This is a genomic window from Nostoc paludosum FACHB-159 (assembly GCF_014698835.1).
GTDB lineage: Bacteria > Cyanobacteriota > Cyanobacteriia > Cyanobacteriales > Nostocaceae > Nostoc > Nostoc paludosum.
The window spans coordinates 1-24240 of the sequence record NZ_JACJTU010000012.1 but is presented as its reverse complement, the minus strand read 5'-3'; the positions used below and the strand labels follow the sequence as shown (position 1 = coordinate 24240).

The 24240-nt window shown below is 42.0% G+C and carries 16 protein-coding genes; 3 read left to right on the top strand and 13 right to left on the bottom strand.

The window, feature by feature from the left end:
• Window positions 1-57 precede the first annotated feature (57 nt).
• From H6H03_RS14235 to H6H03_RS14180, 12 genes are all read right to left on the bottom strand, one after another.
• Complete coding sequence (locus H6H03_RS14235; protein ID WP_190955746.1) at window positions 58-879, bottom strand: DUF4351 domain-containing protein; 822 nt, start codon at window positions 877-879, stop codon at window positions 58-60.
• Between the two features lie 182 nt (window positions 880-1061).
• Window positions 1062-2372, bottom strand: a complete 1311-nt coding sequence (locus tag H6H03_RS14230; RefSeq protein ID WP_190955745.1) for a serine/threonine-protein kinase — start codon at window positions 2370-2372, stop codon at window positions 1062-1064.
• Between the two features lie 654 nt (window positions 2373-3026).
• On the bottom strand, window positions 3027-4064 hold the full coding sequence (locus H6H03_RS14225) for a serine/threonine protein kinase (RefSeq protein ID WP_190955744.1): 1038 nt from the start codon (window positions 4062-4064) through the stop codon (window positions 3027-3029).
• Between the two features lie 91 nt (window positions 4065-4155).
• A complete protein-coding gene (locus H6H03_RS14220) occupies window positions 4156-6123 on the bottom strand; it encodes a hybrid sensor histidine kinase/response regulator (protein WP_190955743.1) in 1968 nt (655 codons plus the stop codon).
• An 11-nt stretch (window positions 6124-6134) separates the two neighbouring features.
• Window positions 6135-6599 carry a response regulator gene (locus tag H6H03_RS14215; RefSeq protein WP_190955742.1) on the bottom strand — a complete coding sequence of 155 codons (465 nt, stop codon included), beginning with the start codon at window positions 6597-6599 and terminating at the stop codon, window positions 6135-6137.
• A complete protein-coding gene (locus H6H03_RS14210) occupies window positions 6596-8605 on the bottom strand; it encodes an ATP-binding protein (protein ID WP_190955741.1) in 2010 nt (669 codons plus the stop codon). Before H6H03_RS14210 ends, H6H03_RS14215 begins: the two co-directional genes overlap by 4 nt.
• Complete coding sequence (locus H6H03_RS14205) at window positions 8595-8849, bottom strand: helix-turn-helix domain-containing protein (RefSeq protein ID WP_190955740.1); 255 nt, start codon at window positions 8847-8849, stop codon at window positions 8595-8597. The genes H6H03_RS14210 and H6H03_RS14205 overlap by 11 nt, the downstream gene beginning before the upstream one ends.
• 268 nt (window positions 8850-9117) lie before the next feature.
• Window positions 9118-10593, bottom strand: coding sequence for a pentapeptide repeat-containing protein (locus H6H03_RS14200; protein WP_190955739.1), 1476 nt, complete (start codon window positions 10591-10593; stop codon window positions 9118-9120).
• 189 nt (window positions 10594-10782) lie between these two features.
• A complete protein-coding gene (locus tag H6H03_RS14195) occupies window positions 10783-11526 on the bottom strand; it encodes a pentapeptide repeat-containing protein (protein ID WP_190955738.1) in 744 nt (247 codons plus the stop codon).
• 615 nt (window positions 11527-12141) lie between these two features.
• On the bottom strand, window positions 12142-14637 hold the full coding sequence (locus H6H03_RS14190) for a two-partner secretion domain-containing protein (RefSeq protein WP_190955737.1): 2496 nt from the start codon (window positions 14635-14637) through the stop codon (window positions 12142-12144).
• A 67-nt stretch (window positions 14638-14704) separates the two neighbouring features.
• Window positions 14705-17161 (bottom strand): beta strand repeat-containing protein, encoded by a 2457-nt coding sequence (locus H6H03_RS14185; RefSeq protein WP_190955736.1) that lies wholly within the window; start codon window positions 17159-17161, stop codon window positions 14705-14707.
• A 638-nt stretch (window positions 17162-17799) separates the two neighbouring features.
• A complete protein-coding gene (locus tag H6H03_RS14180) occupies window positions 17800-19539 on the bottom strand; it encodes a ShlB/FhaC/HecB family hemolysin secretion/activation protein (protein ID WP_313931846.1) in 1740 nt (579 codons plus the stop codon).
• 880 nt (window positions 19540-20419) lie between these two features.
• Here H6H03_RS14180 and H6H03_RS14175 point away from each other — a divergent pair.
• The 3 genes from H6H03_RS14175 (at window position 20420) to H6H03_RS14165 (ending at window position 23093) form a co-directional block, all read left to right on the top strand.
• Window positions 20420-20659, top strand: a complete 240-nt coding sequence (locus tag H6H03_RS14175; RefSeq protein WP_190955735.1) for a hypothetical protein — start codon at window positions 20420-20422, stop codon at window positions 20657-20659.
• A 326-nt stretch (window positions 20660-20985) separates the two neighbouring features.
• On the top strand, window positions 20986-21594 hold the full coding sequence (locus H6H03_RS14170; protein ID WP_190955734.1) for a TetR/AcrR family transcriptional regulator: 609 nt from the start codon (window positions 20986-20988) through the stop codon (window positions 21592-21594).
• A gap of 587 nt (window positions 21595-22181) precedes the next feature.
• A complete protein-coding gene (locus H6H03_RS14165) occupies window positions 22182-23093 on the top strand; it encodes a fatty acid desaturase (protein ID WP_190955733.1) in 912 nt (303 codons plus the stop codon).
• Between the two features lie 235 nt (window positions 23094-23328).
• Here H6H03_RS14165 and H6H03_RS14160 read toward each other — a convergent pair whose 3' ends face one another.
• Window positions 23329-24078, bottom strand: a complete 750-nt coding sequence (locus tag H6H03_RS14160; protein WP_190955732.1) for an SDR family NAD(P)-dependent oxidoreductase — start codon at window positions 24076-24078, stop codon at window positions 23329-23331.
• Window positions 24079-24240: the final 162 nt, after the last annotated feature.

Genomic DNA, 24240 nt, shown 5'->3' with positions numbered 1-24240 from the left:
AGAACCTGTTAAGGTATGCTCTGTCCCCAGGTTTAGCTGGGGTTATTTTGTTTTTTATTAGCTTTTTTGTTCATCTAACCAAGCTACTAAATCAGATACTTGTGAAAAGTCTAATAATGCTTCTGCTAAATCATCTAGTTTTTCCACAGATAGCACTCTAATTCTCTCAATCAATGATGAATTTATTTCACCAAAACGCCGATTTAGCTGGCGTATAATTGTACGTTCTTCACCTTGCTTATCTCCTTTCTGCAAAATATCCTGATAAATCACTGACTCCTGCATAACATCCTCGCTCAATAACTGACGAATAAAATCCTTTTCAAATCGCAAACCTGCTAATATTTCTGTGTAAGCTGCGATATTTTGCCTTGTTTCCCTATCTGAAATTTTAGCAACACTCTGGGCAATTTGGGATAATAACCCTTGGGGGGAATTTGTCTGTGTTAAAGGTGCTAACGGTAATAATGCAAGATTATTGAGAAATAACGCTGAATCTTGTTCCCACATTCGTACAACACGATAGCGATGATGTGTCATCTCATTTACATATTCTTCGGTAAAAGCGATTTCCTTACTTGTCTCTTGTAAAAAAATTACTACCTGCGTTATTGGAACATCATATTTTCGGACTAATCTAACAAAGTAATCCAACATCCTGAAGGGAATAGGAGTATCTGATTTTTGTGTTGTTTGAAATTCCAAATGTAAAATACGATTTTCTGTTTGTAAAAATATCACAGAATCTGCTCGAATTGGTTCGATGCTTAATTCAGTTTTTAATACTTTAATTGTTTGCGGTTCATCAGGTAGCAGCCACCGGGCAAAATCTTTTGGATATTTTTCTGCTAATATTTTACAAACATTGTCAAAGGACACTATTTACACCTAATTTATATTGATTTATATCTTATCTAATGGCAGTCGCAGCTTTTTGTGTTTGCGAGGCGTGCGCCTGAGCCGCAGTGCCAGGTATCGAAAAGCTAGAATCCGCAAAGCTTCGTCGAATATACGTTGTTTAGAAACTTTTACAAATCTCTGAAACCTTTATAGATTACAATTTACAAGTCTGGACGCGAGAGAAGAAGTAACCACTGATAACTAAGAAAGCTTAACAAGCGAGCAGCGTAAGCCGATGGGAGATGCCCTGCCAGGGCATTTTGGGAATAGTTGTATTTATCTTTGGATAGCCAGCTGCTTTTTACGCGCCAGCCTAAGCGATCGCCCAAAAGACACTCCGTTTCATAATCGACTTTACCGCCGCACTCTAGCCATATACGTTTTTGTACGCTAAAGCCAAAATGACCATTGCTGTATTTTACCCACAATTGGTCAATTGTGCGTAAGTCTGTGCAGGGAAAATTTTCAATTGATTGAAAATTAAGCCAGCCTTCCTGTTCTCTTTTGGCTACCTTCAGCATGACTCTGGTAGTTTCCTCGTCTGCTGCTTTCCATTTCCCCGCTTTAAGTAAATTCTCTAGGTTTTGGTAATTTACCCCCACATCTGAAGCCAATATTACTCTTGTGAGATTAGCTTGCGAGGAGGAGAGTAAATTCAACCATTCTTCCATTGTCTGGGGTCTGTCTTTTGCTTCTAATGCCATGCCTTGCAGAATCGCTTGATTTACTCCATCGCTAAGACTTGGGACAAGTTGCTTTGGTGGAACTAATTCCTCTTGTTCATACTTGCGGTCAAAGGAATTGGTGGGGCGTTGCCCAGTGATAGCATAGTACAAAGACCCAGCCAAGCAGTAGACATCAACTGTTGGGCGGCGAATCCCTTTGCGTGTTAATTCATAGGGTGCAAATGCTTTGTTACCAAAAGACCTGGAAAGCGTACTTGGTGGGGACATATCACCCGCAATACCAAAGTCTATCAACACTGCTTTGCCTGAGTTAGGAATTGCTGGATCGAAGTTGAGCATAATATTAGGAGGAGTGACATCGAGATGTAAGACTCCTTTTTTATGCACATCTACCAAAGCTAAACCCATTTGGCGGATGTATTTTATAGCTTCAGTTTCGGGTAATGCACCTTGGCGTCGCACATAGTCCCACAAACTCTGGCCTGCTATGTATTGCATTTCTAAGCAGTAACGATCATCTGCTTCAAAAAAGTCGAATACTTGCACAATATGAGGATGTGAATCTGTGCAACACATTGCTAGCATTTGGGCTTCTTTTTTGAAACGTTCAACGTACTTGGGATAGTCTGGATCTTGTTGGACGCTAATGTTAGGGGGTTTGATGACGACTCGGCGGTTTAGCTTGGTGTGCATTGCTTGGTAGGTGACTGCAAAACCGCCACCACCTAAGTATTTTTCTATTTTGTATTTGCCGTTGTATATTAGCTGTCCGTCTTGCCAGAACATATACCAGATTTCTTGATGGCTAATGTTGATTTTGACACGCTTTTTGTGAGTTATGGTGCAAGACGGTTCAGTTAAGCCCAAAAAATAAATTGTGTAGGTTGGGTTGAGGAACGTAGCTTGCTTCCCGCAGGGTAATACCGTTTCACTTTAATGATGATACAAATACGTTGGTTGGGGCACGGCAATGCCCAGTGGTGTCAACTTAACGTGAAACCTTTGTCATGACGTAGTTTTGAATTCACTCATTTACGAGTTCCATCCGCGTTACCCCACCCCGGCTTTGCTGACGCAAAACCTCCCCTCCCCTTGCCAAGGGGAGGGGTTGGGGGTGGGGTAAAACGATTTTGGGGCAAGAGTTTGAGTTTTATCCTTCTGAAATTAAAATTGAACAAAAATAATAAACGACATCCCGAATTCAATAAACGACAACCCGGATTCAATAAACGACACCCCGAATTCAATGAACGACATCCCGAATTCAATAAACGACAACCCGGATTCAATAAACGACACCCCGAATTCAATAAACGACATCCCAAATTCAATAAACGGCATCCCGAATTCAATAAACCCAACACCTCAAAATCTTATCTTTGTTGGGTTTAACGGAGTGAAACCCAACCTACGCATGTTTTCACCCAGTCCCTAGCTATATTACCTATTTTGTGGTTGAGTGGAAGACGATGGCGTTTGTTGTGTCGGGGGTGGTGATTTGTCTGGAAACCAATCTTTGAATAAGTCTGTGCCATCTTTGATTCCTGAGATCAAGGCTGCAAATAATGTTAATACACCCATAATCTCTAGTATCCTTGCCCATAGAGGTTGTGCCCAAAGAAACTGGGGAAGAGAAAAACCTGTTGTTTTTAAACCCAATTCTTTTAAGAAGTCTTCTACTGTTTGGGGACGGTTATCGGGTTGTAGTTCCATTGCGTGGAGAATGGCATCATTGACACGATCGCTAATCTCATGATTCAATTCTTTAGGTGGAATTAAACGCTTATTGTTATCCTGGCGATCAATCGCATTTTCTGGTGGTTGCCCTGTTAATAAAATATATAAAGTTGCAGCTAGAGAATAAACATCAGTCCAAGGGCCGCGTTGCCGCTGTTGTCTGGCGGAGTTTGAATACAGTTCAATTGGTGTAAATTTGTCAACTAAGTTACCACGACTTGACACGGGATTCTCAACGAATTTTCGTGCTAAGTCAAAGTTAATCAAAACAACTTGATGTGTACCTGCCCGCAGAATAATATTTTTTGGTTTCACATCTCGATGCAAGAATTCTTGTTTATGTACTTCTATTAGTGCCTTCCCAATTTGCTGGATGTATTCCACAGCCTCTTTTTCTGGTAAAAATCCTCGCGGTTGGATAATGTTGGCTAAATTATTTCCTGGAATATATTCCGTGACCATGCACAGTAAATCCCCTTCATAGAAGGTTTCAAAGACTTTGACAATATTGGGGTGTTTACATATTGCTAGTTTACGGGATTCATCTGCAAAACCTGATTTTAAGCGATCGCTTTCGTCGTGACTCAGTAGGTTAAGCAAATTAGCATCCAATGTCTTAATCATAACATTCTTGCCATCTTGCATTTCTGCGAGATAACTAATCACAAAGTCGTCCTGTCCTAAGAGTTTTTTAATTTCATAGCTGTTACTGTGTAACTTCTGCCCAGATGCCCAGATCATCGATCAATTATCTCAAAGACTTGTATTAATTTTTGCATAAAGCGATTTTTGTTTGGCGATGCATCTATCGCAATCATTTTTAAAATTGTCATTAGTTATGTTTGATTAAACTCGAAATCGCCATGAGTAATTCGTCTGGTGCCACGGGTTTAACGAGGTGCTGTTGAAAGCCTGCTCGAAGTGCTTGTTGCCGATCGATTTCGCCTGCATAAGCTGTCAGAGCGATCGCTGGAATCTTTTCTCTCCCCGTTTGTACCTCGAAAGCACGTATTTCTTCCATCAGCATATAGCCGTTCATTTCTGGCATTCCAATATCGCTGAGCAAGATATCTGGTTTTAATTGTGCTAAGATATTTAGTGCCTCACTTGCCGATGCAACTGCGATCGCTGTGGCTCCAAACTCTTCAAGTACAAAGGTGAAAAAGTCGCGACTGTCGTCATTGTCATCTACAATCAAGACTTGTATCCCCAGCAGCGGCGAGAAGGTAGAAACGACAGTTGCAGGATTATCATTGACTTCATAGTTAATTGTTGCACTGTCCTTAATTCGTGGTAATCTAACTGTGAAGGTGGCTCCCTGCTCCTCGCCAAAACTTTGCACCCAAATCGATCCGCCGTGCATTTCCACTAAGTGACGAGCGATCGCTAACCCTAATCCCAGTCCCCCAAATTTTCTGGTCGTTGTATTGTCGTCTTGACAGAAATAGTCAAACACATGGGGTAAGAAATCCTGGCTAATTCCCTTTCCTGTGTCGGTGACGGTAATTTGCGCGTGACCGTCGATGCACTCTAATTGCACATTTACTCGTCCACCTGTAGCTGTGAATTTGACGGCATTGGATAATAAATTCCACACGACTTGCTGTAAGCGAGCTGGATCGCCCAAAACTCTGCCGACTGCCGGATCGAGCAACGTTTCAATGTGAATGGTTTTGGCCTCTGCTGCTAAACGCACCGTTTCCATTGCTGCTTCAATGGTGGATGCCAAATCTACTGATACCATCTTCAGATTGAGTTTACCTTGGAGGATGCGAGAAACATCCAGCAAGTCTTCAATGAGTTGAGCTTGTAATTTAGCATTGCGCTCAATGGTTGAGAGTGCTTTTTGCAGGGCTGTTTCGCTAAATTTACGGCTTTGCAAGAGTTTTGCCCAACCGAGAATCGGATTTAAGGGCGATCGCAATTCATGGGAAAGCACCGCCAAAAATTCATCTTTGATGCGGTTGGCGGCTTCTGCTTCTGCACGCGCTAATTTTTCCCGTTGCAACAGACGATCGCGTTCTTCTTCGGTGCGTTTGCGATCGGTGATGTCAGTTAACATGGCGATCGCCCCCAAGAATTCACCCTGTTCGTTAAAAATAGCTCTAGCAGAAATCAGCGTCCAAATATAAGAACCATCTTTGCAGCGCCATCGGCCTTCTTTTAAATCACTCTCTTGTTTTTTGAGCCATTCGAGTTGTTCTTGGACATCAACACCATCAACTCGTTCGATAAAATCAAATATCGAGCGACCGAGCATTTCTGCTGCTGCATAACCTAACATTTGTAACATCCGCTGATTCACGAATTCTATTCGGGCGAGTGAGTCGATGGTACAAATTCCCTCATAAGAGGTATCGACAATTCGGCGATACTTGGCTTCGCTTTTTTGTAAAGACTCTTCTATCACCTGGCGATCGCGCCGTTCTTTGGCTTCCCGCAATGCACGTTGCACCGAGGGAACTAACCGCCCTAAACGTTGCTTCAAAACATAATCTGTTGCACCATTCTTTAAAGCTTCGATGGCTAATTCTTCACCCAATACCCCAGAAACAAAAATAAAAGGAGTCTCTGGACATTTGTTTCGAGCAATTTCCAAGGCAGAAATGCCATCGAAAGCAGGCAAGGCATAATCGGCAAGAATTAAATCGAAAGCCTCTGTGGAAATAGCAGCCAAAAACTCAGCCGCAGTCTCGACTCTTATTACTTGGCAATCAATTCCTCCTTCGGCTAGCATCGCTTGGCTAAGCTCTGCATCCAAGAGACTATCCTCTAAAAGGAGGAAACGAAGGACATTCATCACTTACTCTCCTATTGACGATTTGGTGCAGGAGGTAAAGCACCAGGGGGTGGCTGATTAATCACTGCCCAAAACAGTCCTACACCCCTGATAGCATTGACAAACTCATGGTAATCTACGGGCTTGACGACATATGCATTAACGCCTAGTTTGTAGCATCGAAGTAAATCCGGTTCCTCACGAGAAGAAGTTAGCACCACCACCGGAATCACTTGCATTACTGGGTCAGATTTAAGTTGTGCTAGCACTTCTAGTCCATCGATTTTAGGTAATTTTAAATCCAGCAGTACGACAACAGGATGCCCTTCCATCCGCAACCGGAAAAGTCCCCGACGATAAAGATAATCTAGAGCTTCTTCTCCATCGCGTACCACCACCACTTCATTTGCTAGATGGTTTTCTGACAAGGCAGCCAATATTAATTCTGCATCATTAGCACTGTCTTCAATCAGCAGAATTCTCTTGAGTTCTTTCATTCCCTCTCCTTGTTCGACAACTTTGGCAGTGAGACATAGAAGGTGGCTCCGTTGTCAACTTTACCCTCTGCCCAAACTCGACCATTATGCCGATGAATAATCCGCTGCACGTTTGCCAATCCAACACCTGTGCCTTCAAATTCCGGGTCGCTGTGCAGGCGTTGAAATACTCCGAAAAGCTTGTGGGCATATTGCATATTAAAGCCAACGCCGTTATCTTGCACAAAAAAGATTATTTCGTTTTCATTATCAATACTGCCAATGGTGATTTCTGCTATGGTGCGAGTCCGGGTATATTTAACGGCATTGCCCATCAGGTTGTTAAGCACCAGGCGCAACATCGAAGGATCGCCCTGCACTTGGGGTAATGGCTGGATCTGCCAATGAATGACGCGTCCTTGGACTTCTGCGAGCAAATCTCGTTTTACTTCTTGCACTAGTTCTTCAATATTCAGGGTGACATAACGCATCTCAGTGCGTCCCATGCGGGAAAATGTCAGCAACTCATCAATTAGTATTCCTGCTTGTTTTGCGGTTTGGGCAATAATTCTCAAGTAGCGCTGACTGGTTTCATCTAAGTTTCTGGAGCTAGGCTGCTTGTTAAGCAATTCTACAAATCCGGCGATGTGGCGGAATGGCGCTCGCAAGTCGTGAGAAACTGAATAGGAGAAGGATTCTAGTTCTTTGTTAGCGGCTTCTAACTGGGCTGTGCGCTCTTGAATGCGTTGCTCTAGGGTTTCGTTTAATTGTTGTAGTTTAGTTTCGGCAAGTTTGCGATCGCTAATGTCGCCAATCAGTCCCAGCATCCGTATTGCTTCTCCTCTCTCGTTATAATAAACATGACTGCGCCCCCAAATCCAGCGTAACTCTCCATCAGCGCGGTGAATACGGCACTCAAAATCCCAAATATCGTTATTAGTTAAGGCACTCACATATTTTGCTTCAACCAAAGGGCGATCCTCAGGTAAGATATGTTCTAAGAACATCTCATATGTCCATTTTGGTTGCAGAGAGTCGTAGCCAAAGATTTGGTCGTATCGCAGCGAAGGCCGAGCAGTTCCATTGGTCAAGTCTAAATCCCAATCGCCTAATTCTGCTGATTGTAGGGCAAATCTTAGCCGTTGTTCGCTCTCGCGCAAGGCTTCTTCTGCTAAAAAGCGATCGCGCAATGCTGCTTGCTGTTCGCTAATATCAGTAATCAACACCGCAAACCCTTCAACCGTTGCGTGTCGGTCGAATTGCGGAACGTAAATAGCTTTAATGTAGCGTGTTCCAAGATTTCTATAAGGAATTTCAGTTTCAAAAGTAACCTGCACTCCTTTTAGAACTTGTTCTACATAGGGACGAATTACTTCATAGGCAGATTCACCCAAAACTTCCCAAAGATACTTTCCATAGGCTTCTGCGGCCGGTTGTCTAAACCACTGTTCGTAAGCTCGGTTGTTGAAGCGGTAGCGCTGTTGTGAATCCACAAAAGCAATCAAAACTGGCAGTGTATCGGTAATTGAGTGAAATTCTGTTTCTCGCCGCCACAGTATCTCTTCATTAGACTCGACGAAGCGATCGAACTTTGCCTCGCTTTCCGACAGAAACCTCAAGCTTTCTTCGGCTTTGCGGACAGCTGTGCGGCGTGATTCATTGAGGGAACTGATTAACACTGCTGCCAATATGAACACAGCTAAGGAAACTAAAATGTTCAAATTTGTAGTTTTTACTAGATAAAGGCGCTTTAATAAAAAGTTGTAGAGTGTCAAAGTAGACAAAACAGTTGCGAATAATCCCGGCCCTAAGCCACCATACCAAGCACTTACCATAACCGCAGCAAAAAGCAGTGCCGCAGGCGTGGCGTTGATATATGGATTTAGCAGGAGGGTGGCTGCCACTGCTAAGAAAACAGATAGGAAAGCAACAAAGTAGTGTAGCAACTGCTCAAGAATGAGTCCGCTTTTTTTTGCTTTACGAATAAAGATGTGTTCGGGTTGAGAAACCCTCATCTTATGAGTCATAACCGGATTCTGCTTCTGGAAAATACTGATTTAGCAGTCTTTTGCCGGGTTCACCCATCTGCCGTATCATTTGTTCTATGAGTTTTAGCGCTAACGGTGAAGGCACTGTATGGCCATTCTCCCAACGATTGACTGTTTTGAATGAGACTCCCAGTCTAACAGCAAACTGTTTCTGAGAAAGATTGAGTTGCTGCCGCAGTTGCCGAATTAAATCTAAAATTTCCAGTTGTTTTGTTACGGACATCTCCTTTTCCTATTCCTCCGGTATGACTAAAATAGGACACTTGTCCTATACTTTGTCTCTTACTTAGGGAATATTTTCTGGGTTGATGGTTGTTGAGTTTTTTTGAAAAATTGAGATGTTGTGGATAAAAACTATATTATTTTGTGAAACTGGTAGAATGCGCCTAGATAACTAATTGATGCTCAGGTAATCCCAATTTAATGAATGATTGCGATAGATGGACTTAAACCAAAAAAGATGCACAAGGGATTCCCAATCCAAAATCCTATCACCCTGATTGTCGCCAATGGCTCGGTGCTTCCATATAATCGGGTAGGCGAGTAGTGCGATCGCCAAGTGCTTTTTTAATCTGCTGCAACTCTAGGTTTTTTGCTCCTGTCAAAATTGTTCCTTCAAGTTTCACATCACTCAGGTTCGCTTGGAAAAAGTTAGCTCCCATGAGATTTGCCTGAGTTAGATTAGCTTGATGCAAAGTTGCCCTTTGGAGATTAACGCCGATGAGGTTTGCTTGATACAAATCTGCTTCGGTTAAACTAGCTTCGGAAAGGTTGGCAAAATAAACTTCTGTTTGCTGGAGTTTGGCTGCATTCAAGTTAGCGCCAGAAAGGTTAGCACCGTTCAAGTTAGCTCCAGAAAGGTTAGCACCAATCAAACCAGTCATGTGCAAATTAGCTTTACCGAGTTTTGCTCCTTGCAAGTTAGCTAAAAACAGCTTTGCTCCTGAGAGGTTGGCAATTTTCAAGGTTGCTTGTTGCAAGTTGGCTTTATACAGGTTTGTTCCCTGGAGATTGGCTGCACGCAGACTTGCTCCAGCAAGATTGGCCGAGCGCAGATTTGCACCGCAGAGATTGGCGCGGTTGAGGTTAGCCCAACAAAGGTCGGCACCACACAGGCTGGTTTTGAGCAATTTGGTTTCATAAAGAATAGCTCGAACGAGTCTAGCGCCGTTCAGGTCAGCTTCAGATAAATCTGCCCCCCGCAAATCAGCCCCACTCAAGTCTGCTCCACGGAGGTCAGCTTGTTGCAGGTTAGCTCCTACTAAATCTGCTCGCCTAATGTCGGTATTACGTAAATCAAGTTTCTGATCTTTTGGGTCTTCAAGTAAATTCCGTCTGGCGATGACAGTTAAAGCTGCTTGAATATCAGTGCGTATTTTTGTTGTTTCGTCATGAAAGCTTGGCTGCAATTGCTGTGTCGGACGTGACCCACCTTTGCGTCTACTAGAATAGATTTCTGGTGAGTATTCTGGCTTTGGTTGCTCTGGTTTTACTTGCTTAATTGGTGTATTTTCTCGCACAAAAGCCGTGAGGATTTCCATGATTGTCCAGTGTTCTTTGGGGAAATCTTGAGCAACTCTTTCTAATGCGTAAATTGCGCCTGTGCGAGTTTCAACTTTTTCATGTCCTAGCTGGGAAATTGCTCCCATAAACCGTTCTGCAATCAATCTGTCTTGATTGAGTTTTGCATTTTGAATGTCAATTTCTAAGTTTTTCTCAGCAGCGATCGCATTTTTCTGCAAAGCTTGGGTACGCTTCGCTGCATAATAAGCATTGAACATTGCTGCCGATGCGAGAAAAACTATTGCAGTGGTTGTTAATGCTTGGCTTCTATACTGGATTTTCTCCTGAATTGACAATTCTTTAACACTGGACAATGCGAAGAAAATGACAGTCAATGAACCAGCAAATATAACTGTTATACTTATCAACCAATTCAACAGAGTGTCTGTCTTTTTAGAAGACATGGTAAAAATTTTCCTTACAACCTAGAATTATTACTTAGTTATTTGGACAAAATAGTATAGCATTTAGCAAAAAAATTATAATATGGTCACAAGAATCATTTAACTTACCAATGAGATTCGATATACTAGAAAATCACCGTGTAAATAAATCAGCGAAACCCTTACAGTATCGCAATTAGGAATTACAAATTACTCAGAAAATTTAGCTTCCCTGAAATTTGCTCCATCAAGTGTGGCATCATTGAGAATTACCCCACGCAGGTTAGCTAAATATAAGCTGGCACAATGCAAGTTCGCTTTTTGGAGGTTCGCCCATTGCAGGTTGCTAGCACTGAGGATTGCGCCTTTGAGGTTAGCTGAATAGAGGTTAGCTCGTTCTAAATTAGCTGCACTAAGGATTGCTCCCTCTAAATTGGCTTCTTTTAAGTTAGCGCCAGCAAGATTAGCTTGATAAAGATTTATTTGTTCTAAGTTAGCTTGATTCAGGTTTGCTCCTCTGATGTCTGTATGACTCAAATCAAGCTGCTCATTTTCTGGGTCTTGGTTTACATCTCTTCGAGCGATAACGGTAAGAGCTGCTTGAATATCTCTACGAAGTTTTGCTGAGGGGTTGATAATAACTTGCTTTTGGGGTGTGTCAGAAGCATTTTTGCGAATAAAGCTAGTCAGAATGTCCATGATTATCCAGTGGTACTGTGGATGATTATGGGCAATTTGCTCTAAATCATTAATTATAACGATAGTGCTTTCTATTGTGCGATCGCCTAATTGTTCGATTGCTATTTTTAAACGTTTTTTTGGTGAGGAATGGGGAATTTGTTTAATCTGTTCCTGAAAATCATATATCTTAAGGAATATTGTTGATAACAGTTTGTCATTGATTGGTAAAATATTTTTCATGATATCAAAGGTATTAGTGATTACTGTAAACATCAAAAAATACCCAGAGGGTTTTAACAATTTCCTTGTTATGGATATTGTTTTATCCATAGGCAATATTGGAATATGCTAGCGCAATCAACCAAGTAGATAATATAACTGTTTCATAAGTAGCTGCTAACATACATACTGCCTGTCGTCATCAGTCATTAGTTGTACCCAGGGTTTTTCATTCTTCACTAACAATTGACCCCGGTCATGATAATTTTGTCAAAATTCATAAGTTGCAAAATTTATATAGGAATCAGGTTTGATTCGGAGAATTTACTTGCGTAAGTAGAGAACAGCAAAAAGAGAGTAGAACTGTACTTAGTTCTTTCAGAAATTAAATATGATTCCGATATCGCGTTTAATTTAATACTTGTAATTCTGTTTTATTAGGAGCAGGCGCACCACATACTACGAATGAAAAAAACACTTTTTCTTCACCTACACCCCCACACCCTTACACCCGTGTTTATTGAAAGAGGGATATGACTAATCTGGGCGTTGCATAATTGCGGGATGATTTGAGAGTTTGCATCAAGACATAATCTCCGTGTCTCCGTGTCTCCGTATCCCCGCGTCAGCCTAAATCATCCCATTATTCAGCAACGCCCTAATCTGTAACTAATTTTTGAGAATTGCTGCACAGGTTAAGGATGGTTGCACCAAAGTAGAAGATATATCTGCAATTAACTCAATTTTTCCTTCTGCATTATGTTGCCAAGATGTAGCTTGCACAAGTACTTCTGGAGATGAGGATATTTGTGGTGTAACTGTGCTATTTTGCTGGAATGAAGAGATATCGCGGATATCAGACCAAGTGCGATCGCTCCTCACTTCCTGTGTAGGATTTTGCGTTACACCACCCCGTCCCGTTGCCACAAAACTACTGCCAGTATTTGCAGAACAACCTGTAGCAATTTGCTGTGATGGGTCTGTTAGATTTACTGGTAGTTGTACTAAACCAGAACTGGGATCAACGCCGATATTATTAATTTGGACTGTGCCACTGACATTGAATTGTGAACTAGCGGTAATGTCATTGCTAGAAACTTCTCTAGGATTGAGGAGATTACGGTACCCTAAGCCGATAATTCCCTGAGTAGCAATCTGGATATTGCCACCCTTTCCTTCAACTGCATTGGCAATAATGTCACTGTTTTCTAAACCCACGATATTCGGAGCATTAAGCGTGAGATTGCCACCATTACCACTACCCTCTGCTTCTGCACTGATAAAACTACCATGACGCATCAGTAGTAGACCCCGCAGTTGTAAATTAGTGTTACCACCACCGCCTGCTTTTGTGGATGCTGAAATGCTTGCCCCATTGTCGAGTCGTAGGGTGTTCGCCTGAATGTTCAGGGTACCAGCTTTACCGGAGCCAAGGTTTTGGACAAAAACTGTTGCACCATTACTGATGTTAAGCAGTGGGGTGTTAATCGTGGTGTTACCTGAAGTAGCGCTGGAAACTCCAAAAACAGAACGAACAGCAGTACCAATATAGCTGGGATTTGCTGCATCTTTGACACCATTCACATCAATCGATTCAGATGCATTGATAGTCAGTGAACCTGCATTTCCTAAAACTATGCTAGAAGCTGACACTCTGCCGCCACCTTGAACCGACAGCTTGCGGGTATCGATTTTCAAATTCCCTGCATTACCAAACCCAAATGTGGCAGTAGACAACAGACTAAAATACGAACCCTTTGGCGCTCCCTCATTTGTCACCTGAATCGTATCTGCCTTCACAATGAGATCGCCGCCGTTGCCAGAAGCGTAGGGTCTTGCTGCTATATTGCCGCCAGCTAAAATAGAAAGATTTTTAGTGGAGATGTTAACATTTCCACCTTTCCCAGTTCCATAAGAAGCAGCTAATATCTGGCTGACTGCTCGAAAAGGAGAAGGATCGCCAAATGCAAAACCATTCACGCGCATTTGTTCGGCATTAATTACAATGTTGCCACCCGGCGCTGCGCTAAAGGTGCGGTTGAAAATATACCCACCCCGATCGATACTCAATTGTGGGGTGGTAATGGTAATATTCCCAGATGCACCGGACGATATAGTTTCATTAACTAAACTGCTGGAACTCTGAAAATTAGGAGACTTGCCGATAATCTGGAGGGACTCTGTGGCATTGATGGCAATATTACCAGCAGTTTGGTTGCTGCGATTTTGTACTAATATCAGCGAACCATCTCGGATACTGACTTGTTTACCCTGAATTTGGATCGCCCCCCCACTTCCCCCACTGAGGTCACGTGTAGATGCTAAAGCTCGTTGGGTTATTTGAATATTGCCAAAACTCGCCGCAGTATTGGGATAATTAAAGGCGAATCCTTGAGGGATGGAATTGAGGGTGACGCTTGAGCTAGTGATGCTACCCAGTTCTATTAGTCCTCCCGGTGCGGAGAGCAACCCTCCTTCCACGGCAACATTCCCACCTAGCAGTGCTAATGTTTTTCCAGATTGCAACTGTAATCCTCTTGTACCAAGATTCAGTCCAGAAACCTGAAGTGAGTCGCCTAATTGGGCATTGTGTCCTAACCCTTGAACCGCAATCGCTCCTGGATTGCTGCCAAATTGCAAGCCAACAGGTACACTCATAGTTAATAAGGGTAGTGGTGTGGCATTGGTAGCATTAAACTTAAACCCGTCTGCAAATAATACGCTGTCGGCAGTTGTACCAATAAATGACCCCCCAATATTTAAGCTGGCATTGGCTCCAAAGATAATTCCGCTGGGGTTGACCAGAAACAGGCTCACGGGATTGGTGTTTTTAATAGTCTGAATTAAACCATCAATATTAGAAACATTTCTACCTGTCACCCGACTAAATATAGTTGTAATATTTGGTGTGTTGGTTAAATCAAAAGTCGCTGAACCATCTGTAGGCACAGAGAAATTACTGAAACTGTGAAATAAATTATTACCCTTTTCTATACCGTTAAGAATATTAAAATTATTACCGCTTGGGTTGACAGTAGTGTTGGTAGTACCATCAGATGTCACCTGAGCGTTGGCAAAGCCACTCGAAGGGAGTATCGCCGTTTGCATTATCCCTGGAGTTAATAACCCACTAGTAAAGAGAAGTAAAAAGGTTAAAACTCTCATGACTAAACATTACCCAATATTTGGTTTCAAGTTAGTATTCCCGTTGCAGGTGTTATCGAGTGGATGATTAACTTTTTGTAATGGCAGCACAGGTTAATGGTTGTTGCACCTGAGTCAGAGATTTATCTGCAATTAACTCAATTTTTCCTTGTGTATTAAGTCGCCAACCAGTAGCCGGGACAAGAACTGCCTCTTTTGTGGGTATTTGGGCTATCACTTCGCCTGTTTTGCGGTATGCAGAGATGTCGCGGATATCAGACCAGGTGCGATCGCTCCTCAACTCCTGAATGGGATTTTGGGGCACACCACCCCGTCCCGTAGCGATAAAACTATTACCAGTATTCGCGGAACAGCCTGTAGCAATTTGCTGGGATGGATCGGTGACATTTGCTGGCAGTTCCACTAAACCCGAATTTGGATCGACACCGACAGTATTAACTCGAACAGTGCCACTAACGCCAAATTGCGAACTGGCACTGATGTCGTTTTCTGGAGTGAGGCGATCGCGAAACTGCAATCCAAAAATGCCTTGAGTAGTGATTTGAATATTGCCCCCCCGACCTTTGACTGCATTAGCAATAATGTCACTGTTTTCTAAACCTACGACCACAGGAGCTTTGAGGGTGATATTACCGCCATCCCCTGCTTCCTTCGCTTCCACAGAAATTTTGCTATTATCGCGCATTAGCAACAGTTCTTGGGCATTGAGAACTAAGTTCCCTCCGTTTCCAGATTGTGTAGCTGCGGAAATCGTTCCGCGATTAGTTAGGAGAATCGAGTCAGCATAAACCTCGAAATTACCTGCATTGCCCGTACCCTCATTTTTCACTCCTATGTCAGCTCGATCCAGAACGCGCAATTGAGGAGTCATTATGATAACCCCTCCTGCATTACCGCTAGGAAATTCCGGTAGCCGATAAGTTGCACGGGTAATAGGATCGAGGCGTAGTGCATTAGAGCCAATGCTGCTACTGAGCATACTATCGCGTGCTGTGCCGCTCACCTCGATGAAATCTGAAGCCAAAATCTTGACATTGCCAGCATTTCCCATTGCACCAGTTGAAGAGGTAACTAAGCTGCCATCTCGCACCGTTAATCGTGCAGTTGTGATAGTTAGATTTCCAGCATTTCCACTTCCTACTGTTGATGACGCTACAGTAGTAGGAAGCAATGTAACGTGATTAATTCCAGAAACATCTATCGAATCTGAGGCATCAATTTGGACATTACCACTATCACCAGTTATCAGAGCAGTTGATCCAATACTAGTGCCATTAGCAGCTATAAGTTTTTGGGTTGAAAGGGTAACGTTTCCTGCCTTTCCAGAACCAAACGAGGTTGTTAGAATCGATGTCATGGTTGAAGGATTGGCAGGGTTAAATCCACTGGCAAAGATTGACTCGGAAGCCTTCACAAAGATATCCCCACCCTGCCCCGAACTGTAGCTATGAGACCTAATTTGCCCTCCATCCCGCACCCATAGTTCCCCAGTTGAGATGGTAATATTTCCACCCTGCCCCATCCCGATTGTATCGCTTGCTAATTGGCTGCTTATAGTTCCTGTTGAGTTTGTTCCTGCGAGGGTAAAGGACTCTATGGCATTAATTGTAATCTGATTCGATGAAAGACCACCTTGATTTTGAAGGGTAACAGTTGAACCTTCCAAAAGGCTAATGTTTCTACCCTGCATTTGAATCCTACTATTTCCTGTCCCAGAACCAGATACTTGTGAGTGCTTAGTCAACTGGATATCGCTTAGTCCAACACTATTAGAATAGTCAAATGTCCATCCTTGGGGCACTTGTGTGAGGCGAACTTCTCCCGACTGGACGCTACCAACTTCGATAGAGCCATTTACTGTTTTGAGAACGCCACCCTCTAAGTTAATTCCATTTCCCAGCAAAGCAAGGGTTTTACCGGAAGTTACTTGTAAACCTAGTGGAGTTTGGGGGATGCCATTAATCGAGTTTTGTACTGCGATGCCTACAGTGCCTGAGTTCTGCCCAAACTGCAAGCCAACCGGCACGGCGATCGTTAACAGGGGAGCTACTGTGGTGTTAGCAGCACTAAACTTTAAACCATCAGCAAACTCAATGCTATTTGCAGTTGTACCAAGAAACGATCCACTAATATTCAGACTGGCATTAGGCCCAAAGATAATACCACTGGGATTGATCAAAAACAGGCTAACCGGATTATTGCTGTTGATGGTTTGAATCATGCCATCGATCTGAGAAACGCTACCTCCTGTAACACGAGCAAATATAGAGGATATATTAGGCGTATTCATTAAATCAAAGATGGCTGAAGTACCAGTGGGAACAGTAAACTGCTGGAAACTGTGAAATAAGTTACTGTTTGCGGCACTACCGTTAGTGATGATCAAGTTATTGCCACTTTGGGAAACAGTGGTCTTGAGGGTATTATCTGCGGTCACTTGAGCGTTGGCAAAGCCGCACCACAGGAACATCCCAGCTGTCAAAGTTGCATAAACTAAACCCCAGCAAACAGAGGGTGCTTTCATCACTCGGTTTCCATCAATATATATAAATAGGGTTCCCTAAATGGCATTGGGCTTGAACACCATCCGCAGTTTTATAAGTAGAAGGTAGGAGGCAGGAGGCAGAAGGCAGGAGGCAGGAGGCAGGAGGCAGGAGGCAGGAGGCAGAAGGCAGGAGGCAGTAGGTAAAACCCTCAATAGTAAAGGGTTTCGGTGAGTTGTATTTTACATTTAATTATGTCCGTTTACTTAGCAGGGAACAGGCAATAGGCAATAGGCAAAGAAAGTCTGTCGATGTGGGGATTTGATATCATGTCCGCCTAATTAGTTATAATTCGGTGCATCTGTGCAAAAACCAGGAAACCCTCTTTCCCCCTGCTCCCCTACTCCCCTGCCATCTTAATGATAAGTCTTTAACCGGACACGATATGACGATTAGTTTGCGTTTTAATCTAGCTGAAAACAGGACTTACCGCAGACATCGCTCCTCACTTCCTGAAATTACTTAAATTAATGGGCGTTGCATAAATGCGGGATGAATTAAGATTTTTGACGAAGGCTAAAGGTAGATTCTTTGCGCCTTTGCGCCTTTGCGTGAGGTAAAAATCATCCCTAGATTCAGCAATGCCACTTAAATTAATGGCCTTGAATATCCTCAAATATCAAAACGGTGAATACTGCACCGAGAAGTACAAACCATTTTCTTGGAGCGATCGCTTTTCACCTTCCACTGATGTTAGCGGAATCCCCCAATCAAGACGAACTGATAAGTTATTGTCTTGTTTCCATAGTAACCCTAAACCAGTACCCACCAATGTACTTGGTGATGGATTTTCGCCCTTGGTATTCCAACCTGTGCCGACATCAATAAAGGGTGTCAGTTGTAGTATTCCGCCGATTTTTGGCGCACGCACAATAGGCAGCCGTAATTCTGCTGAAAATAATATGCCATTATCTGTAAGCAATGTGTCTTGGCGATAGCCCCGCACACTTAGCTGTCCGCCAAGGCCAAATTGCTCTAAAGGCACGAGGGAATCTGTTGCTAATTGTAAATCGCCTCTGACTAAAAATAGTGTGTCTCGTGCCAATTGTCGCACCCATTGTGTCTGCCCCCGCCAAGCAAAAAAGCGGCTGTCTGGTGCATTTTCATTGGTATTGGCATCAAACCAATCTACCCCAACGCTAAATTGCGATCGCGCTGCAAAAACTTGTTGATTGCTGCGTTGGGTATACTCTTGGGTAAAATGCAGGGCGGAAATTTTGGTTCTTCCGTTGGCATCCGCACCGGGTGATAAAGGAAACCCGCCAATATTATCAAGACCTAACTCTGTCTGGCTTTCTTGGCGTGAGAACGACAATCCAACTGCTAATTCCTGAGTTGGCTTTTGGATTAATGGTTGACGATAACCGAATTCGTAAGAGCTAGTATTTGATTGAATATCAAGGACGCTGAATGGTTTTTCAATTACCCGGTTCCACCCTTGGTTAAAACCAAACCAGACAGTGCCATTACGAGCATTAATCGGTAGTGTGTAATTCAGATTGATTGTATTACTGCCATCTGTATTGGCGTATCCCACACTGAGAGTATCACCAAAGCCGAGTAGATTGGCTTCTTGGAGATCCACACCCAGGCGAAAACTACCAACACTGGGCGATCGCCCATTATCTAAACTTGTTGTCAGGGAGAAAGTATCGGCTTCTTGAATCTCGACTTCCAATATATTGGTTCCGGGACGTACACCCATCTGCAACTCAGCTGATAGGTTTTGAATGCGGGGATCGAGGCGAAGCAGTTGCAGTTTTTCTATTAAACGTGGGACATTCAGAGGTTGGCCAGCGCCGAGTCGAATGCGATCGCGAATGTATTGACTACGCAATCGCCGATTGCCAACGATTTTAATTTCTTGCAAACTACCTTCGACTACCTGAATTTTAACGACTCCACCTTCTACTGTCTGCGGTGTGATTAAAGCTCCGGTAGTTACATAGCCTTTATCAGTGTAGAGCTTGCTGATGGCATCTTTGACTTGCAACAACTCTGCAAACGATATTTCTCGTCCTACAAACGGAGTCGTAATAGGGGCAAAATCTTCTGGTTTAAAAACTGTACTGCCTACAACTTCAATGCGATCGACTCGGAATTTGCCATTAGGATCGTTCTCTCCTAGAATTGGCCGCTCCGGTAGTTTTGGGGAAGGAACTAATTGATTTTGCTCTGATGGCTGCGGTAGCACATCCGAAGGTAAGGGAGTGACTGGGACATTTTCGATCCGGCCAGGTGGTAATGTTTGAGGATTGGAAGTTTGGGCGATGGCCTGATGATACTGGCACAATATTGGTGCTAAAACAAAGCCGAATTTTAGAATATTCAGTACTGCGACGCGGGGTTTACGAGTTATTTGCTGTCCTCGCGTAGAGTTAATTATCGATTCTCTCTTCACATTTTAAATCCTGCGTATAAATACTTAGTTGATTTTCAAAACGTTAAAATCGCTGATAAAAAATCTTCGTATGTATTTACACACAAGACTTGGCATCATTTAGCCTAGTTGCCTGATATATCTAGGTTTCAAGCGTTTTTGAGCATTTAATATATTTTCCTCGATATGTAAAGATTTGAGGTTTGTTTTTTCCTCAATAATGTTTCAGCCTCGCTAGTTAATATACGAGGTTTTAATGTAATAAGTGTTATATTATTTTATATCATATTCTCTGTATTATTTACACTTGCCGTCAGTGTAAATACTGATTTTTGAAGATTAACTTAAGTTGCGGGCGATGGAATACAAACTATCTATGAAGAACTTTGTATTCTGTAGCCAATTTCGTGTGCTTTATGAGTGTTGTTACTGGTAGTGGGGCATTAAGCCAGTGTTGAGTAAAAACTCAGGTACTTCAAGGCTTTGGGCAATCAACATTGCCCAAAATTCTTCTTGAATTGCTATGGGACTCCTATTTAATTTATTGAATAAGACTCAGTAGGCATCTATCGTAGATTTTTTGTTCCCTATTCTCGTTTATTTGACGTAAATCATTCCAAAGATAGTGTTTTTGCTGACCAGTTTCAGAAACTATTTATTGAGGCATATTTTAAAATTATCGGTGTTCAGCAGATAGTAACGATTTCCATTTTGTTCGTGATTGGTAGTTATTAGCAATGTTTATTCGTACCGTAAATGTAGTCGATCGCCCCTTTAAAAGGCTTATTTTCTATGCACAATACAATCACGATGTTCCTGTGGAGTATCTCAAAAATCAAAGTTTTTCTGGAGTAAATTTATGAAATTATTAACACAGAAATTACCATCACAAATAGCAATTCAAGAAACTCCGCCACCTAGTACAAACAAAGATCCACTAATTGCACGCAACTTACAAAAAGAACAGTACATTGGCATTATTGGGCTAGCGATCGCCCTGATTGCTGCTGTGGGGTTTTTTAGCCGCAGAGTCGAATACGCTATTGTATTCGCTATTATTTTGAGTGCCGTTCTCATTGCTTTCTTTTTATTTGTATAGCAAATTAGTCATTAGTCATTGGGATTTTTGACTTGAGTGTTTTAGTTACAAAAAAATACTGCAAATGTTAGAATAAAAGGAGAAAAAGGAATACTGACTCAAAAGTCGGGAGTAAAGAATAGTTTTTTTGCAGGCCTGATACGTAATTGTCAGGAAAAAGAGAATTTATTCATAAATACGCCTCCTTATGACAGTTACTCGTGAGTTGAGCCTTAGGAATTACGATACTTCATAGGATTTCAAACTGTTATAAATTTTAGAAATTGCATTATTAATTATCCTTTTCAACATAACCTAGTGATATCAGTAAGTATTTGCCAGCATAAATGAATAAAGCCATCCGTTCGTCAGCTCTTACCCGTAGACGTTTGATTGAAGCAGCCTCGCAGGTATTTGCTAGTTTAGGGGTTCAAGGAGCAACCACCCGTGAAATAGCTCGTCTTGCTCGTGTGAATGAGGTGACTTTATTTCGCCACTTTGCTAGCAAAGAACAGCTTTTGGGAGCAGTAATCGAAAATGTTTTGGCACTCCAGATAGAAGCTCTTGCACACCCACAAGCGTGGACACAGGATTTGAAAATTGACTTAAAACGCTATGCCCAACTTTACAATACTATGTTAGAGGGGCATGAAGACTTAATTCGCACCTTCATTGGAGAAGCCAAGCGTCATCCTGAAGCAGCCAGACAAGTGATTCAAGAAGCTGCCAAGCCATTAAGGGAAAAACTAGTAGCTTACTTGCAATGTAGTCAAAGACGAGGCATAGTCAGAGCAGATATCGATCCTTTTCCAGCAGTCGATATGTTTACAGGAATGCTGTTAGCTGGAATGCTATGTCGTACTGCAAAATTCAATCAAGGCAACTATAGCTGTGAGGACTATATTGAAACTTGCGTAGATATTTTTGTGCGTGGTATCAGCATCACTCCCCTTTAAGGGACTTCCAAATTTACTTTAGTATTAGTTAGCAGTGCGATGTCTTCGACAAGCCACTGACGCTCGAAGACTGGCTAACGTGTCTACGCCTGATACTGAATTATACATATTGACAAAATTTTTACCTTATGGATTAAATTATCTTTGCTAAAACAACAGGGGAATAACATTACATTCTCAAAGCCTCTATTAGGAAGTAAGTAAGATTTAGAGCAATACTTGTCGGTTAAGGGGAAGGGGAAAGGGGAAAGAAAAAACCGTTACCCTTTTCCCCAAACCAAATTCCGAGTTCAAAATGCAAAACCTGAGCAGTATTGGGATTTAGAGGGATATATAAGTATTTAATGCAACATTATTTATCAGGTATTGCCTCACGATTATGTCTAGAAAGGTATTGTGCTAATTAAAGCTCATATTTTCTAACTTAAGAATTAAGTATTATGTCTAACAATATTCAGTAATTGTTGAATTGATATAGCTTATTTTTTAGCTTTATGGTTAATATCTAATGAACGGTGACAACCGGAAAATCTTCTATTTGAGGATGTGTTAATTCTGGTTTAAATAAATATTGAGAGGAATTCTGTATGACAGCTATTAATACTATTTCAATAGTAGAAAAACAGCCGACAAAACTCATATCTACTGTAGCAGTTTGGCTGATATATCTGTTTTTTTTGCCTTATGTATATGCTTACTTAAATATTTTTTCACTCTTGTTTATGCTTTTCCCCGGAGTTTATCTTCTTTGCTTATTAGCACAGTTTATGCATGAATGTTGGCATGAATATTTACCACATATCAACAATAAGCGTTTTTACTTAATATTATCTTGGCTCATCTTGCTCGACCCACAAACTTTTGATATAGTACATCCTTATCATCATTCTCAAGTCAATACTTACAACGATATAGAATTTCATCCTTTAGGAGAGATTAAGAATAAATCATTGCGAATTATTTATAACTTTTTGGAAATATGTTTCGGAAACATATTTGTTTTAATTGTGGCAAGTTTCCAAATATCGCGGCATCCAAAACTCAAACAGCAGTACTGCTTTAAAAAATTAATAATTTCTATCTTGATGCGGATTATTATTTGGGGGGGAGTTGGATACACTTCACATTTACTATTAGGAGTAACTACAGGTCAAATATTAATTTCTTATTTTATTACCTGTTGGATGGGATCTTTTATGGTTCATCATTGTGAATTGATAGAGCATGGAAATCTGATTGTGGAAGGAAACTTAAAAGAACGTAATCTACAAACTAGAAACTTGAAACCTTCTGGTATCTTAGAAAGATTTTTTCTGTTTATTACCCATAACCATTGTCTAGAACATTCATTACATCACTCTATGTCTAATATTTACACTCGACCCTTTCCTCAAACAAATCTTCTACCAGAAAGAACGGTGTATATTTCATTCCCTGAATATTTAGTAATCCTCAAAGATATGCTTAGAGGTAAATGCCTAGTTGTTAATCCTGAATAATTAATTAAGGCTGCCTTGAAAATAGGGACTGGGGACTGGGGACTGGTGACTAGGAAAGAAATATTTTCATTCCTTCGTTGTGAATTTTGTTCATGGAGTCTCTTGCAAAAATAGTTTTGCAAAAGGGGAAAAGGTTTTATCTGAACCGCTTTACCCACTTTTGCAAGAAGCCTATTAAGTATATAGCTAGGGTGGCACTGGTGTGCTACCCTAACTTTCTTGCTAGTTATTTATGTTAGTTTTCTTGTCCAATTGGCCGGATCAGGATTTCATTGACATTCACGCGGGGTGGTTGAGTAACAGCATAAACTATCGCAGCAGCAACATCTTCACTTTGCAGAGGTGTAATTGATTTACGTCGTTCTTGGATACGCTGTTTGCTAACGGGATCGGTAATATGGTCATCAATACCTGTGTCAACTAAGCCAGGTTCGATGATGGTGACACGAATATTATCCTTGTAAACTTCTTGACGCAATGCTTCCGAGAGAGCATTTACACCCCATTTAGTAGCATTGTAAACACCTACACCAGCCCGTGCTGTCCGGCCAGCAACCGAAGAAATGTTAACTATATGCCCCGATTGTTGCTGTTTCAAAATCGGCAAAGCTGCGTGAGTAACATACAGTAGCCCTAGAACATTGATATCAAAAGATCGCCGCCAGTCTGCCGGATTTCCTGTCTCAATAGTACCAAGCAAAGCAATGCCAGCATTATTAACTACAATATCTATCCGACCGAACTCTGCATTTGCCTTGTTCACTAAGTTATTTACCTGAGTCTCATCAGTAATATCAGTAACAACGGACAGTGCCTTACCTCCACTAGCTTCGATGCGTTGTGCCAATGCTTCAAGAAGCTCACCACGCCTAGCAGCCAGGACTACTTTTGCCCCTTCTGCCGCTAAGGCGATCGCTGTTGCCTCTCCAATTCCTGAAGAAGCTCCAGTAATAATTGCTACTTTTTCTTTTAATTTACCTGTCATTTGTTATTTGTCCTTTGTCATTTGTCATTGGGCAAGCAGGAGGTGTGGGAGGTGTGGGAGGTGTGGGAGGTGTGGGAGGTGTGGGAGGTGTGGGAGGTGTGGGAGGTGTGGGAGGTGTGGGAGGATGGGGAAGCATTAATTCTCTTTCCCCCCACACTCCCC

Excerpts from the sequence above, each read along its gene's own strand:
- H6H03_RS14230 (WP_190955745.1), bottom strand. The coding sequence starts at position 2,372 with ATGTTCTGGCAAGACGGACAGCTAATATACAACGGCAAATACAAAATA.
- H6H03_RS14225 (WP_190955744.1), bottom strand. The coding sequence starts at position 4,064 with ATGATCTGGGCATCTGGGCAGAAGTTACACAGTAACAGCTATGAAATT.
- H6H03_RS14220 (WP_190955743.1), bottom strand. The coding sequence starts at position 6,123 with ATGAATGTCCTTCGTTTCCTCCTTTTAGAGGATAGTCTCTTGGATGCA.
- H6H03_RS14215 (WP_190955742.1), bottom strand. The coding sequence starts at position 6,599 with ATGAAAGAACTCAAGAGAATTCTGCTGATTGAAGACAGTGCTAATGAT.
- H6H03_RS14210 (WP_190955741.1), bottom strand. The coding sequence starts at position 8,605 with ATGACTCATAAGATGAGGGTTTCTCAACCCGAACACATCTTTATTCGT.
- H6H03_RS14205 (WP_190955740.1), bottom strand. The coding sequence starts at position 8,849 with ATGTCCGTAACAAAACAACTGGAAATTTTAGATTTAATTCGGCAACTG.
- H6H03_RS14200 (WP_190955739.1), bottom strand. The coding sequence starts at position 10,593 with ATGTCTTCTAAAAAGACAGACACTCTGTTGAATTGGTTGATAAGTATA.
- H6H03_RS14195 (WP_190955738.1), bottom strand. The coding sequence starts at position 11,526 with ATGTTTACAGTAATCACTAATACCTTTGATATCATGAAAAATATTTTA.
- H6H03_RS14190 (WP_190955737.1), bottom strand. The coding sequence starts at position 14,637 with ATGAGAGTTTTAACCTTTTTACTTCTCTTTACTAGTGGGTTATTAACT.
- H6H03_RS14185 (WP_190955736.1), bottom strand. The coding sequence starts at position 17,161 with ATGAAAGCACCCTCTGTTTGCTGGGGTTTAGTTTATGCAACTTTGACA.
- H6H03_RS14175 (WP_190955735.1), top strand. The coding sequence starts at position 20,420 with ATGAAATTATTAACACAGAAATTACCATCACAAATAGCAATTCAAGAA.
- H6H03_RS14170 (WP_190955734.1), top strand. The coding sequence starts at position 20,986 with ATGAATAAAGCCATCCGTTCGTCAGCTCTTACCCGTAGACGTTTGATT.
- H6H03_RS14165 (WP_190955733.1), top strand. The coding sequence starts at position 22,182 with ATGACAGCTATTAATACTATTTCAATAGTAGAAAAACAGCCGACAAAA.
- H6H03_RS14160 (WP_190955732.1), bottom strand. The coding sequence starts at position 24,078 with ATGACAGGTAAATTAAAAGAAAAAGTAGCAATTATTACTGGAGCTTCT.